Annotated in this window: 9 protein-coding genes; 7 read left to right on the forward strand and 2 right to left on the reverse strand. The window is 68.4% G+C overall.

The annotated features are described in order from the left end of the window. Positions 1-24 precede the first annotated feature (24 nt). On the reverse strand, positions 25-3372 hold the full coding sequence (locus F9K07_RS01705; protein ID WP_159588769.1) for an autotransporter family protein: 3348 nt from the start codon (positions 3370-3372) through the stop codon (positions 25-27). A 194-nt stretch (positions 3373-3566) separates the two neighbouring features. Beyond that, on the reverse strand, positions 3567-4511 hold the full coding sequence (locus F9K07_RS01710) for a LysR family transcriptional regulator (protein WP_159588771.1): 945 nt from the start codon (positions 4509-4511) through the stop codon (positions 3567-3569). A 112-nt stretch (positions 4512-4623) separates the two neighbouring features. On the opposite strand from F9K07_RS01710, the gene F9K07_RS01715 reads away from it, so the two are divergent. The 7 genes from F9K07_RS01715 to F9K07_RS01745 all read left to right on the forward strand — a co-directional run bounded on the left by F9K07_RS01715 (position 4624) and on the right by F9K07_RS01745 (position 13773). After that, complete coding sequence (locus F9K07_RS01715) at positions 4624-6141, forward strand: CoA-acylating methylmalonate-semialdehyde dehydrogenase (protein ID WP_159588773.1); 1518 nt, start codon at positions 4624-4626, stop codon at positions 6139-6141. Positions 6142-6242: 101 nt separating this feature from the next. Further along, complete coding sequence (locus F9K07_RS01720; protein WP_159588775.1) at positions 6243-7901, forward strand: GMC family oxidoreductase; 1659 nt, start codon at positions 6243-6245, stop codon at positions 7899-7901. Positions 7902-7988: 87 nt separating this feature from the next. Beyond that, on the forward strand, positions 7989-8852 hold the full coding sequence (locus F9K07_RS01725) for a class I SAM-dependent methyltransferase (protein WP_159588777.1): 864 nt from the start codon (positions 7989-7991) through the stop codon (positions 8850-8852). A 267-nt stretch (positions 8853-9119) separates the two neighbouring features. Then, positions 9120-10529 (forward strand): MmgE/PrpD family protein, encoded by a 1410-nt coding sequence (locus F9K07_RS01730; RefSeq protein WP_159588779.1) that lies wholly within the window; start codon positions 9120-9122, stop codon positions 10527-10529. Then, positions 10526-11698 carry an acyl-CoA dehydrogenase family protein gene (locus F9K07_RS01735; RefSeq protein WP_159588781.1) on the forward strand — a complete coding sequence of 391 codons (1173 nt, stop codon included), beginning with the start codon at positions 10526-10528 and terminating at the stop codon, positions 11696-11698. The genes F9K07_RS01730 and F9K07_RS01735 overlap by 4 nt, the downstream gene beginning before the upstream one ends. Before the next feature lie 12 nt (positions 11699-11710). Then, positions 11711-12796, forward strand: a complete 1086-nt coding sequence (locus F9K07_RS01740) for an acyl-CoA dehydrogenase family protein (RefSeq protein ID WP_159588783.1) — start codon at positions 11711-11713, stop codon at positions 12794-12796. Then, positions 12793-13773 carry a Bug family tripartite tricarboxylate transporter substrate binding protein gene (locus tag F9K07_RS01745; protein ID WP_159588785.1) on the forward strand — a complete coding sequence of 327 codons (981 nt, stop codon included), beginning with the start codon at positions 12793-12795 and terminating at the stop codon, positions 13771-13773. The genes F9K07_RS01740 and F9K07_RS01745 overlap by 4 nt, the downstream gene beginning before the upstream one ends. The last annotated feature ends 6 nt before the right edge of the window (positions 13774-13779 follow it).

The following is a 13779-nucleotide window of genomic DNA, read 5'->3' on the forward strand; positions in this document are numbered from 1 at the left end:
GGCGGCGTTGCTGTGTGCGTCGCCTCACCACACGAGCTTGAAGCCCACCTTGGCGCCGACTGCGCGGGCCTTGGAGCCGTCGAGCGAGAAGCTGTAGTCCAACGTGGCAAAGGCACTCGCGGCGGGCGAGAGGCCCACCGAGTGGCCCAGCTGCAACTGGCCCCACACACCGCCCAACGCGGTGTTGAGTCCCACGGCGTTCTGACCGGCCAGGTTGCTGAACGTGGTGCGCGCGTCCGAGCCCAGCTGGTGCCACACGTTCAGCCGCAGCCATGAAAACTGCGGCGTGCCCGAGCCCGACGCCGACTGCTTGGACAGGCGCGCGCCCATACGCGCCAGCCAGGCGCCGTTGCGTCGGAAGTCCACGCGCGCGAAACCGTCCTGGGCGCGGTCGAGGTCGATGTGCTGGTAGACCAGCTGCGCCTGCGGCTCCATCGCCCAGCCTTCGCCCAGCTCATGGGCCAGGCCACCTTCGATCGACACGGCATGGCCCCAGCCCCGGGTGCGGATGCGCTGGCCCTGGTTCGACGCGGCGTGGCCTTTGTAGTAGGTGGCCTGGTAGACCGCGTCGAGGTAGGCCCCGTTGCCCGCCTTGCGCGACCAGTAGCCGCCCAGCGAATAGCCGTTGAACGCCGAGTTGCCCGCATGGCCGCCGGTCACCGCGTCCACCGAGGCCTTGATGTCGGCCACACCCAGGAAGACCCCCGTGGTGTCGAACGCGTCCGTGCCGTGCGTCTGGCGGTTCAGGTCCACGCCGACCTGCAGCCCCGAAAGATCGTGCTCGTACGCCGGGCCGTCGGCCTGGAAACGCTGGGTGAGCTGCTGCGCGCTGCCACCGCGGCGACCCGTTTTGCCCGACTGGCCCCACACCCGCCCCCACGCCGCCTGCTGTTCGGCGCGCTCGGCGCCCAGCACCCGGCCATCGCCCAGCCGGTCGTGGTAGTTCGCCAGCATGGCCAGGCCGAGCCGGCTGGTCAGCGCCGGCACGGCCATGTACACCGGTGTCTGCGCGCTGTAGGTGGGCAGCGTGCCACCGCCCGCCGGCAGCACCATGAAACTGCGCAGGTACCAGTTGCCATCGGCGGCATCGGCGCCGATGCCGTTGTGGAACAGCTGGTAGTCGTAGGCGCCTGCGGTGACCGGCCCGGGCAACACGAACACGCCGGCTGCCGAAGCGGCCTTGTCGCGCACCTCCACCAGCTGGATGCCGTTGCCCGGCGTGAACGCGCCGAGCGACGACGGGTCCACCCCCACGTGGACCGTGGTGGGGGCGCCGCCCAACTGCGTGCGGTCCACGATCAGCATGTCGGCCTGGCTGTTGACGCCGTCGTTGAGCACCGCGTTCAAGAACAAGTTGCCGCCGTTGGCGATGAAGGTGCCGGTACCGGGGGCGCTGCCGGCGGCTGCGTTGCTGGTGATCACCAGGCTGTTGCCCACCGCCGCGCCGCGCAGGTCGAGCGTGCCGCTGTGCTGGAACTGGCCCAGGTTCGTGAGCTGCGCTTGCACCACGTCGGCCCGGTCCAGGCGGTAGAACGTGCTGTCCAGCGGGGTGCTGGCGACCCCGGTGGTGGGCACGTAGTAGTCTGTCGCGTCCGTGCTGGGGTTGCCGGCCACCGCGCCCAGGCGCACCGTGCTGGCGTTGCTGAACGACGAGGTGGTGCCGTTGCCGAAGTCGGCGCGGGCGATGCGCTTCGTGTCGCGCGCGCCGTCGCCGTTGGTGTCGGCAAAGTGCCGCAGCTCGAACGTACCGGCGCCGCTGTTGAGGATGGTGTTCGTGCCACCGCCAGCCAGCTGCAGGTAGCCGGTGATCGTGCCGTTGTTGTTGACCGTGAGATTGCCAGGCACCTGCAGAAATCCCAGGGCCGCGTCGTCGAACACGGCGCGGTCTCCCATGGCGCCGATGGTGCCGTCGTTGTTGAGCACACTGGTGCCGGCCGAGGAAATCACCACGCCAGCGGAGCGCATTTGCAAGTCCGGTCCGATGTCGTCCGCTATGTCCTGCCATCCACCCATCACCGACGCGCCACCGGCCACGTTGACCGTGGCGACGCCCGCCAGCGTGTTGGCGTAGATGCCCACGCCAAATTTTCCGCTGGCGGTGACCTGGCCCAGGTGGTCCACCCTGGTGGTCGCATTGCCCCTGGCCTGCACGCCCATCGATTGCTGTCCTGTGACTTCGACGGACGTCAGGGCGCCTGTGGCGACTTCGATGGCGTTGCTGCCCAGGGCATCGATGCCATGCGAGAGCGCGCCCGAAGTGGTCACGCGCGCGTTGTCCTCAAGGCCGGCTTCAATCCGCGCGGCGCCGTCCGTAAAGACCCGCAGGCCATGGCTGTTGCCGCCAGAGGTGTTCACGGTGCCATTGCCGCTGACGGTCAGGGAATGCAGCGCGGTGTTCGTGGCCCACGTGGACGACACGTAGAGCGCATGGGAGTCGCTGTCGGTCGTGCTGACGGTGCCGGTGCTGGTCAGTTGCGAGGCCCCGAGCCCTTCGCTCTCCACATGGGCACCGTAGCTGCCGTTGCCGGTCATGTTGACCATGCCCTGTACCTCGATCGACGCCACGCCCGAGCCGCTGTTCGACACATGGACGCCCGTGTTGGTCAGGCCGTTCAGCTCGATGACCCCGGTAGCGGCTTGCGTGGCACTGACGGTGGCCGTGGAATTGGTGTTGCCGATCAGGCCGCGCATGCCTGCCGATTCGTCCCCGACCAGTCCGATTCGGCCGTTCGAGCGGAGCGACACGCTGCCCACCCCCTCCGTCAGGCCATACAGGCCAACGGTCCCGGCCCCGCTGCCTGCTATTTGCCCGGAGCGTTGAAAGATGAGGATGCTGCCCAGGTTGGTCGCGCCGGTCGCTACGCCGGAGGCGGCTGCCGTGGGGATGGCCCCTGCCACCCCTGCAGTGGTGGCGGTGGTGATGTTGCCCCGCACGTCGATGTTGATGGCGTTGTTGAGCGAGGACTCCACGGAGATGCCATCGGACTGGTCGCCGTCGGTGGTGATGGACACGCCACTGATGAGTTCGACGTTCAGGGTACCGCTTGCACCCCCACCGACCAGTCGCAATCCATCGAAATTGGACCCGCTGTCGCGAACAATGTTGATGCCATCGACCAGAATCGAGAGGAAAGTGAGCGTGCCATAGGTAATACCCGACGCGTAGGAGCCGGCGGCATTGCAAGCGACCTCGTCGCCGGCAGGCACGCCGCATTCGTTGATCGCCCAAGCCGCCGGCGAGCTGAACGCGGCCAGCAGGGCCAACGACAGCAGCTTGATGCGCGGTGGTGTGGATGCAGGTCGGTGGTGGGTGAATGGCAGGCGTTGGCGTTGCGGGCTGCTCGTCGAGTTTCTTTTGGGTTTGAATGACATGCGCGACCTTGTTGAATTTCAGGGGAAATCCGGCGGCGGCCGGAGCAGGGGTGCTCCCTTTTTCTTGAAATCGGAGAACAGGTCGAACTTAGTCGCGAAGGGTCAGACTCCGGAATGGGCGACATGGTCGGAGCCGTTTGGCCGGTGGGTGGCCGTTTGAACGGGTCGCCCGACGTCTCTCCCCCTGCCAAGGATCAGGCGTGGGTCGGAAACCCGTCCGCCAGTGCGTCGCGCAACCAGCCCACGAACGCCGAGACCGCGCGCGGCACATGGCTGGCGTAGGGGCGTATCGCATAGATCTGCGGGCTGAAGCTGCCCACCGACTCCCAACGCGTCAGCACCTCCACCAACTTGCCCGACTGCAAGGCGGCCTGCGCGCTGAAGTCGGGCACCAGGGCGATGCCCAGGCCCGCGAGCGCAGCGTCGCGCAGCGCCTCGCTGTTGTTGGCGCTGAAAGGGCCGCTCACGGGCACGGTCACGCGCTCGGCTTTCCTGCGGCCTTCGCGCGCCCGGAAATGCCAGGCCGGCGTGTCCTGCGCGCGCGGGTAATGCAGGCAGTCGTGCTGCGCCAGGTCTTGCGGGGTGCGCGGTGTGCCATGCCGGCGCAGGTAGTCGCGGCTGGCCACCAGCACCGAACGCGTGGTGCAGATCGGCCAGGCCACGTGCGTGTCCGGCGGCGAGGCGGTGTGGCGGATGGCCAGGTCGAAACCCTCCACCGCCAGCGCGCTCAACCGGTCCGAGAAGTCCAGCTCCAGCCGCACCTTGGGGTGCGCGCGCAGGAACCCTGCCATGCGCGGCACCAGTTGCTGGCGCGCGAAAGCCACGGGTGCCGTCACCCGCACCAGGCCCGAAGGTTCTTCGGCCAGATCGCGCACGCTGGAGAAGCTCTGTGCAATGCGCTCGAAGGGATCGCGCGTGTCGGCCACCAGGCGCTGGCCGGCTTCGGTCAGGCGCACGCTGCGCGTGGTGCGCTGCACCAGGGCCACGCCGGCCGCGCGCTCCAGCTCGGCAATGCGCTGGCTCATGGCCGCCTTGCTCACGCCCAGGCGCTGCGCCGAGGCGGTGTAGCTGCCGTGCTGCGCCAGCACCGTGAGCCAGTGCAGGTGCACCCAGAGGTCTTCCACTTTTTTGTCATTCATGGCCTGATTGTTCACCATACAAAACAATCAATTCAAGATCCTGGTCTAGGCGAAGGGGTTTGCGCTGCCTAGACTGGGCCACCTTTGTGAACTCCCACCGCCTGGAACCGACATGACCACCACCCCCGCTGCCATCGACCACTTCATCCACGGCGCCGTCACCGCGGCGAGCTCCACGCGCCGCCAGGACGTGTTCAACCCCGCCACCGGCGCCGTCACGGGCAAGGTGGCGCTGGCCAACGCGGCCGACGTGGACACCGCCGTGGCCGCCGCCCGGGCCGCGTTCCCGGCCTGGGCCGACACGCCGCCGATCCGCCGCGCGCGCGTGATGTTCAAGTTCCTTGAACTCGTGAACCGCCACAAGGACGACCTCGCGCGCCTCATCACTGCCGAGCACGGCAAGGTGTTCACCGACGCGCAGGGCGAAGTGGCGCGCGGCATCGACATCATCGAATTCGCCTGCGGCATTTCGCAACTGCTCAAGGGCGACTTCACCGACCAGGTCTCCACCGGCATGGACAACTGGACGCTGCGCCAGCCCCTGGGCGTGGTCGCCGGCATCACGCCGTTCAACTTCCCGGTGATGGTGCCCATGTGGATGTTCCCGGTGGCGATCGCGGCGGGCAACACCTTCATCCTCAAGCCCAGCCCGACCGACCCTTCGGCCGCGCTGCTCATGGGCGAACTGCTCCAGCAGGCCGGCCTGCCCGATGGCGTGTTCAACGTGGTGCAGGGCGACAAGGAAGCGGTGGACGCGCTGCTGGTGCACCCCGACGTGAAAGCCATCAGCTTCGTCGGCTCCACACCGATCGCCAATTACATCTACGAGACTGGCGCCCACCACGGCAAGCGCGTGCAGGCGCTGGGCGGTGCGAAGAACCACATGGTGGTCATGCCCGACGCCGACCTGGACCAGGCGGTGGACGCGCTGATCGGTTCGGCCTATGGCTCGGCGGGCGAACGCTGCATGGCCATCAGCGTGGCGGTGCTGGTGGGCGACGTGGCCGAGAAGATCATGCCCAAGCTGATCGAGCGCACGAAGACGCTCCAGGTGCTCAACGGCACCAACCTCGCGGCCGAGATGGGCCCCATCGTCACGGCGGCGGCGCACACGCGCATCGCCGGCTACATCGAGGCCGGTGTGAACGAGGGCGCGCAGATGCTGGTGGACGGGCGCGGCTTCGATGGTGCGCAGGCCGGCGAGGGCTGTGGCGACGGTTTCTGGATGGGCGGCACCTTGTTCGACCACGTCACGACCGACATGAAGATCTACAAGGAAGAGATCTTCGGTCCGGTGCTCAGCTGCGTGCGCGTGCCCGACTTCGCGCAGGCGGTGCAGATCATCAACGACCACGAGTTCGGCAACGGTGTCTCCTGCTTCACGCGCGATGGCCATGTGGCGCGCGAGTTCGCGCGGCGCATCCAGGTGGGCATGGTCGGCATCAACGTGCCGATTCCCGTGCCCATGGCCTGGCACGGCTTCGGCGGCTGGAAGAAAAGCTTGTTCGGCGACATGCACGCATACGGCGAAGAGGGCGTGCGGTTCTACACCAAGCAGAAATCGATCATGCAGCGTTGGCCTGAATCGATTGGCAAGGGCGCCGAGTTCGTGATGCCTGTGTCCAAGTAGACCTTGCCCGCGTAAGTCGGGCGAAGGAAAGCGCGCGTACGATCTCGCCGAAGGCGATGGCACCGTCCATCGCTATCTACAAGAAAGCGAGACAACGAGACATGAGCGAGACCAGCTTCGACTACATCGTCATCGGCGGCGGCACGGCCGGCTGCCTGATGGCCAACCGCCTTTCCGCCAACAAGCGCAAACGCGTGCTGATGATCGAAGCCGGCCGCAAGGACGACTACCACTGGATCCACATCCCGGTCGGTTACCTCTATTGCATCGGCAACCCGCGCACCGACTGGCTCTACAACACCGAGGCCGAGCCCGGGCTGAACGGCCGCACGCTGCGCTACCCGCGCGGCAAGACGCTGGGCGGCAGCTCCAGCATCAACGGCATGATCTACATGCGCGGCCAGGCGCGCGACTACGACCACTGGGCCGCGCTCACCGGCGACGACGCCTGGCGCTGGGAGAACGCACTGCCCGACTTCAAACGCCACGAGAACCACTACCTCGGCGACGAGAAGAACGCCGCGCTGCGCGACGCGAACTTCCGCGCGTACCACGGCCATGGCGGTGAATGGCGGGTGGAGAAGCAGCGCCTGCGCTGGGACATCCTCGACGCGTTCGCGGCCGCCGCGCAGGAAGCCGGCATTCCCCACAGCACCGACTTCAACCGTGGCGACAACGAGGGCGTGGGCTACTTCCAGGTGAACCAGAAGGACGGCCTGCGCTGGAACACCGCGCGCGCCTTTCTGCGCCCCACCTGTTATGGCCGGCCCAACTTCGAACTCTGGAACAACGCACAAGTCACGCGCCTGGTCACCGAGCGTGGTGCCGATGGCGCGCTGCGCTGCACCGGCGTCGAGGTGTGGGACGGTGCGCAGCATGTGACGGCGCAGGCGGCCACAGAGGTGGTGCTCTGCGCGGGCAGCATCGGCTCGCCGCAGATCCTGCAGCTCTCCGGCATCGGTCCGGCCGCGCTGCTGCAACGGCACGGCATCGAGGTGGCGGTGGACCTGCCCGGCGTGGGCGCCAACCTGCAGGACCACCTGCAGATCCGCGCGGTCTACACCGTGAAGAACGCGCCCACGCTCAACGTGTTGTCGTCGTCGCTGCTGGGCAAGGCGCGCATCGGGCTGGAGTATTTGTTCAAGCGCAGCGGCCCCATGAGCATGGCGCCTTCGCAGCTCGGTGCGTTCACGCGCAGCGACCCGGCGCAGCGCCACGCCAACCTCGAATACCACGTGCAGCCGCTCTCGCTCGATGCCTTCGGCGAACCGCTGCACACCTTTCCCGCGTTCACCGCCAGCGTGTGCAACCTCAACCCCACGAGCCGGGGCACGGTGCAGATCCGCAGCGCGAACTTCCAGGACGCACCCGCGATCGCGCCCAACTACCTCAGCACGCCCGAAGACCGCCAGGTGGCGGCCGACAGCCTGCGCGTGACGCGGCGCATCGTCGCGCAACCGGCGCTGGCGAAATACCAGCCCGAGGAGTTCAAACCCGGCCCTCAGTACCAGAGCGACGAGGAGCTCGCGCGCCTGGCCGGCGACATCGCCAGCACCATCTTCCACCCGGTGGGCACGACCCGGATGGGCCGCGCCGACGACCCCATGGCCGTGGTCGACAGCCACCTGCGCGTGCGCGGCGTGGCGGGTCTGCGCGTGGTGGACGCAGGGGTCATGCCGACCATCACCAGCGGCAACACCAACAGCCCGACGCTGATGATTGCGGAGAAGGCCGCTGCCTGGATCGACGCGGGAGTGTGAGGCGCGTGTTGGCGCGCATGCCATGGCTTACCATGCGCTGCGTTCCACACCCGAGCCCATCGGGGTGACCCACACAGAGGAGGTTGCATGACGAGCTGGAAGATGAAACTGGCGCGCACGCCGGTGGTCGGTTCCTTGGCGCTGATGGCGTTTCGCGCCAGGGTCGCACTGCCGTATGTGGGCAGCCCCGTGCGCACGGCCGTGAAATGGCTGTTCGCTTCCAACGAAACCTCCAACTTCACCTACGAACTCGAGGACAGCAACCGGAGGTACCTGGCGTCGCTGATTTCCGACGTGACGGGCACGGCGTTTCCCATCGTCTGGGCTTACATGCAGGAGCTCGAAGAAGACCAGGATCTCAAGCGCCACATTGCCGCCCGGACCGAGCAGAGCGCCTGGTCGTTTCTGGCGGACAAGGGCGTGCGGTTCGGTCGCCGCGCGGGTTGGTATGCCATGGTGCGGATCCTCAAGCCCGCCGTGGTGATCGAGACCGGCGTGGACAAGGGACTGGGTTCCTGTGTGCTGGCATCGGCGCTGCGGCGCAATGCGCAAGAGGGGCATGCTGGCCGTTACTTCGGCACCGACATCAATCCCGCCGCTGGTTACCTTTTCTCTGGCGTGTACGCGGAGCACGGCAGCATCCTGTATGGCGACTCCATCGAATCCTTAAAGGCGTTCGACCAGCCCATCGATCTCTTCATCAACGACAGCGACCACTCCATCGACTACGAGGCCGACGAGTACCGCACCATCGAAGGCAAGCTGTCCGAAGGCGCGGTGGTGCTCGGCGACAACGCCCATTGCTCGCCGCGCCTGATGGAGTTTGCACAGGCCTCCCTGCGGCATTTCGTGTTCTTCCAGGAAAAGCCGGCCCAACACTGGTACCCCGGTGCAGGGATCGGCATCTGTTTTCGCCGCAGGGAAGTGGAAAACTCCCCCCTGCGCCGCTGACGCGGCTGAGCCGTTCCAAGAGGCGGCCCTCTCTCCGGCGTGCGTGCCCCCATCCAGAGGCATCGAGGGACGGCTACGCCGGCCCAAGCTGCCGTCCCCCCTCGAAGCGCCGAAGGCGCGCCACGGAGGGGGGAAGCCGCGTCAGCGGCGCAGGGGGGTGTTCCTGTTTGCACTGCAACATTGTTCGCATATGTGAAATGGACCTTCTTGTATGTGAACAAGGGGCGCATGCGGCCATAGACTGGCCCTTCGCCCCCGAAAGGGTCCGTGACTTCACCGATCTGGAAGGTCCACGCCTTGAGCAGCAACACCACAGCCGCGTTGGCCGCCTTCGTCGCCAACCTGCGCCACGAGGACGTGCCCCAGGACCAGTACGGCTATGCGCGCAAGAGCGTGCTCGACTGGCTGGGGTGTTGCGTGGCCGGCACCCGCGAAGCCGAGGTGCGCGCGCTGGGCGACGTGATGGCGGACATGGGCAGCGCGCCCCACGCGACCTTGATCGCGCGCGGCGCAATGGCTTCGGTGCTGGACGCGGCCCTGCTCAATGGCGCGGCCGGCAACCTGCTCGATCTCGACGACGTGCACCCGCAGCTCATCGGCCATCCGAGTTCGGTGGTGGTGCCCACGGCCCTCGCCGTGGCCGAGTGGAAAGGCCTGTCGGGCCGCGACGTGCTGACCGCCTACGTGGCAGGTTACGAGGCCATGGTGCGCATGGGGCTGGCCATGGAGCCCGAGCTGTACGACCGCGGCTGGCACGCCACGGGCGCCCTGGGCGTGTTCGGGGCGTGCGCCGCGGCCGGGCATCTGTTGCGGTTGGACGCGGCACAGATGGTGGCGGCTTTCGGCATTGCCGCCGCACAGGCCGCCGGCCTGCGTGAGCTGTTCGGCACCTCGTCCAAGTGCATCCACCACGGCAAGGCCGCGATGGCGGGCATCCTGGCCTGCCTCTGGGCGCAGCGTGGCACGCAGAGCGCGGCCGATGTGATCGGTGGGCGCTTCGGCATGCGCACCCTGTCCGAGCCGGTGCGCACCGAGCGCGTGCTCGACGGGCTGGGTACGCGCTTTCATCTCGCGCAGACCTGCTACAAGCGCCACGCGGCCTGTGGCAGCGTGCACGCCGCCATCGACGCGGCACTGGCGCTGCGCGAGCGCCCGGGCTTCTCGGTCGACGACATCGAGCGCATCGACGTGCGTACCCACACGCTGTCGGTCTCGCTCACGGCGCACAACGAACAAGCGCGCACCGGCTACGAGGCCAAATACAGCATGCACTACGCCCTGGCGTTGGCGTTCATCGAGGGCAGCGCCGAGCTCGCGGTGTTCAGCGATGTCCACGTGGCGGATCCGCGCGTGCGCGCCTTGGCGGCACGGATTCACATGAGCGCCGACCCCGACATGCAATACGTCGAGGCCATGCCCTCCGAGTTGACGATGACCCTGCGCGACGGCAGCCGCACGGTGTTGCGGGTGGACACGCCCAAAGGCCGGCCCAGCAACCCGATGGACTGGAGCGACATGGCAGCGAAGTTCCGCCAACTGGCCGCGCCCACGCTGGAGCCGTCCGCCATCGAACAGGTGATCGAGGACGTGGCGCGCCTCGAAGACGTGGACGTGCGCGCGCTCATGCAGCGCCTCTCGACCGCTGAAGACGCGGCAGCCCAGGCGGTGGCCGCATGAACCTGCTGCTCGACGCCGACGAGACCCGCTTCCGCGACGAGGTGCGGGGCTGGCTGCACGACCACGCGCCGCGCGGGTCGCGCCCGACCGAAGGGCCGGAACTCGCGGCCTTCGACCAGGCCTGGCAGAAACAGCAATACGACGCTGGCTGGGCCGGCATCAACTGGCCCGTCGAACATGGCGGGCGCGGCCTTTCGCTGTCGCAGCAACTGATCTGGTACGAGGAGTACGCGCGGGCGCGCGCGCCGCACATCGGCGTGAACTTCATCGGCCTGGCCCACGCCGGACCGGCCTTGATGGACAGCGGCAGCGAAGCGCTGCGCCAGCGCCACCTGCGGCGCATCCTGCGCGGCGAAGAGATCTGGTGCCAGGGCTTCTCCGAGCCCGGTGCCGGATCGGACCTGGCGGCCATCGGCACGCGCGGCGTGGTCGATGGCGACAGCCTGGTGGTGTCGGGCCAGAAGATCTGGACCAGCTTCGCCCACCTGGCCGACTGGCAGGAACTGCTGGTGCGCACCGACCCGGCGAGCCAGCGGCACAAGGGACTGTCCTGGGTGGTGTGCGACATGCGCACGCCCGGCATCACCGTGCGGCCCTTGCGCACCATCTCGGGCCGCTGGCATTTCGCCGAGGTGTTCTACGACGAGGTGCGCATTCCGCTGGACCACGTCGTGGGCGGCCTGGGCAACGGCTGGAAGGTGGCGATGGACACGCTGGCGTGGGAACGTGGCACCGCCTTCGTGGCCGAGCAGATCGACCTCGCGCGCGCGGTCGACCGCCTGGTGGAGGACGCGCGCCATGCCACCGGCCCCGACGGCCTGCGCGCGGCGATTGCGCACGAAGACATCGCCGAGCAGCTCGCCGAACTGCGCGCGCAGGTGCGCGCCCTGCGCGCCATGACCATGGCCAGCATCTCGCGCATCGCCGCCACCGGTGTGCCCGGGCCGGAGGCCTCGATCATCCGCCTGTACTTCAGCGAGCTCTACCAGCGCGTGCGCCGCCTGGCCTTGCGCGTGAGCGGCGCAGACGCGCTGGCGCACGGCGACGACCACGAGGCCTGGGGCTGGTCCTACGTCGACAGCCTGCGCTACACCATTGCCGCAGGTACCTCGCAGATCCAGCGCAACATCATCGGCGAGCGCATCCTCGGCTTGCCGCGCATGCGCTGAAGGGGACGGTCCATGCGAACCCTTGTGCCCACCGAAGACCAGCAACACATCGCCGAGGCCGCGCGCGAGCTGCTGCAAGGCCTGTGGCCGCTCGATCGCCTGCGCGAATGGGCCTTGCACGGCGACATGTCGCGCTGGCAAAGCCTGGCCGATCTGGGCGCGTTCGGCATCGGCCTGGGCGAGGCCGACGGCGGCCTGGGGCTGTCCTGCGTCGAAGAAACCCTGGTCTTGCGCGAGTGCGGCCGGGCGCTGGTGCCGCCCCGCGTGGCCGCCACCGTGCTGGCTGCGCACCTGGCCGTGGTCAGCGGCGATGCCGCTCTGCGCGATCGCCTGCTCGCGGGCGAGCAAGCGGTGGGGCTGCTGCACGCGGCAGGCCCTCACACCACCGGCCCGCGCCTGCACGGGCGCTGGCAGGCGCTGGACGCCGAGGGCTGCGACTGGCTGCTGGCCTGGAGCGGCGCGGGTTGCGCACTGGTCGAGCGAGCGGCGTTGCCCTTGCGCGCCGGCCGCTGCATCGACGAGACGCTCTCTATCGAATCGCTCGACATCCCTGAAGAACAAGCGGTGGCCGCGCGCACCTGGGTGCCGGCCGAAACCGCACCGCTGCCGCAGCGGCTGGACCTGCTGATCGCCGCGCTGCTGGCCGGCGCGGCCGAGGCCGCGCGCGACATGGCGGCCGACTATGCGCGCCTGCGCGAAGCCTTCGGCCAGCCCATCGGCGCGTTCCAGGGCGTCAAGCACGCCTGCGCCGACACGGCGGTGCGCGCCGAAGCCGCCTGGTGCCAGACGCTGGTGGCCGCCATCGGCCTGCGCGATGCGCCGGGCACGGTGGAAGTGGCCGCCGACCTCGCCGCCGCGCGCTGGCTGGCGGGCGATGCCGCTCAGACCAACGCCGAGACCAACGTACAGATCCACGGCGGCATCGGCTTCTCGGCCGAAGCCTTGCCGCACCGTTTCGTCAAGCGTGCGGTGGCCTTGCGCGCGCTCGGCCTGATGGGCCGCGACTTGCGCGGTGACCTGCTCAATGCCCCGGCGGCGGGTGACGGCAAGGGCCGCACCTTCGCCATCCACGACAACACCCAGGAGACAACGACATGATCCACAAACGCCAACTGCTTCTCAGCGCAGCCTTCGCCGCCGCCACGGCCTGCGTGGCCCTGCCCGCTGCGGCGCAGGCCTACCCGAACAAGCCCATCAAGTTGGTGGTGGGCTTCGCTGCCGGCGGCCCCACCGACCTGGTGGCGCGCACGCTCGCCGCCGACATGGCCAAGACACTGGGCCAGCCCGTGGTGGTGGAAAACCGCCCGGGCGCCACCGGCCGCATCGCCGAGGAATCGGTGGCGCGCGACGTGGGCGATGGCTACACCTTGCTGCTGGATTCGCAGACCCTGATCACCAACCCGCTCACCATGAGCAAGGTGCTGTTCAACCCGCTGCGCGACTTCGTGCCGATCTCGCGCGTGGCCACGCTGCCGTTGATCCTGCTGGCCAGCCCGAACCTGCCGGCGAACAACGCCAAGGAACTGGTGGCCATGGCCAAGGCCGACAAGAGCTCGGTGAACTACGGTTCGGCCGGGGTTGCCGGCTCAGGCCACCTCGCCGGCGCGCTGCTGGCCACCACCGCCGGCGTGGACATGCTGCACATCCCGTTCAAGGGCCAGGCGCCGGCGCTGGCCGAGGTGATGGCCGGGCGCGTGCAGTTCATCTTCTACGCGGTCGCGGGTGCCAAGGAACAGGTGGAGGCCAAGCGCGTGAAGGCGCTGGCGGTGACCAGCGCACAGCGCCTGCCGCAGTTCCCCGAGGTGCCGACCATGGCCGAATCGGGCTTCCCGGGTTTTGAGGTCACCACGCCCTGGCTGGGGCTGGTCGCGCCGGCCGGTACCCCGCCCGCCATCACGCAGCAGCTCAATGCAGCCGTGCGGCGCGCACTCGATGCGCCCGAGACACAGCAACGCCTGGCCGGCCTGGGCGCGATTCCGGCGGGCAATACGCAAGCCGAGTTCGCCCGCTTCCTGCAGACCGACTTCGGCCGCTGGGAAAAGTTGATCAAGACCACCGGCATTCGTGCGGATTGAGTCGAC

This window comes from Hydrogenophaga sp. BPS33 (assembly GCF_009859475.1).
In the GTDB taxonomy this organism is placed as follows: Bacteria; Pseudomonadota; Gammaproteobacteria; order Burkholderiales; family Burkholderiaceae_C; genus Hydrogenophaga.

Coding starts and splice junctions, on each gene's coding strand:
- F9K07_RS01715 (WP_159588773.1), top strand. CDS start 4,624: ATGACCACCACCCCCGCTGCCATCGACCACTTCATCCACGGCGCCGTC.
- F9K07_RS01710 (WP_159588771.1), bottom strand. CDS start 4,511: ATGAATGACAAAAAAGTGGAAGACCTCTGGGTGCACCTGCACTGGCTC.
- F9K07_RS01745 (WP_159588785.1), top strand. CDS start 12,793: ATGATCCACAAACGCCAACTGCTTCTCAGCGCAGCCTTCGCCGCCGCC.
- F9K07_RS01725 (WP_159588777.1), top strand. CDS start 7,989: ATGACGAGCTGGAAGATGAAACTGGCGCGCACGCCGGTGGTCGGTTCC.
- F9K07_RS01735 (WP_159588781.1), top strand. CDS start 10,526: ATGAACCTGCTGCTCGACGCCGACGAGACCCGCTTCCGCGACGAGGTG.
- F9K07_RS01705 (WP_159588769.1), bottom strand. CDS start 3,372: ATGTCATTCAAACCCAAAAGAAACTCGACGAGCAGCCCGCAACGCCAA.
- F9K07_RS01740 (WP_159588783.1), top strand. CDS start 11,711: ATGCGAACCCTTGTGCCCACCGAAGACCAGCAACACATCGCCGAGGCC.
- F9K07_RS01720 (WP_159588775.1), top strand. CDS start 6,243: ATGAGCGAGACCAGCTTCGACTACATCGTCATCGGCGGCGGCACGGCC.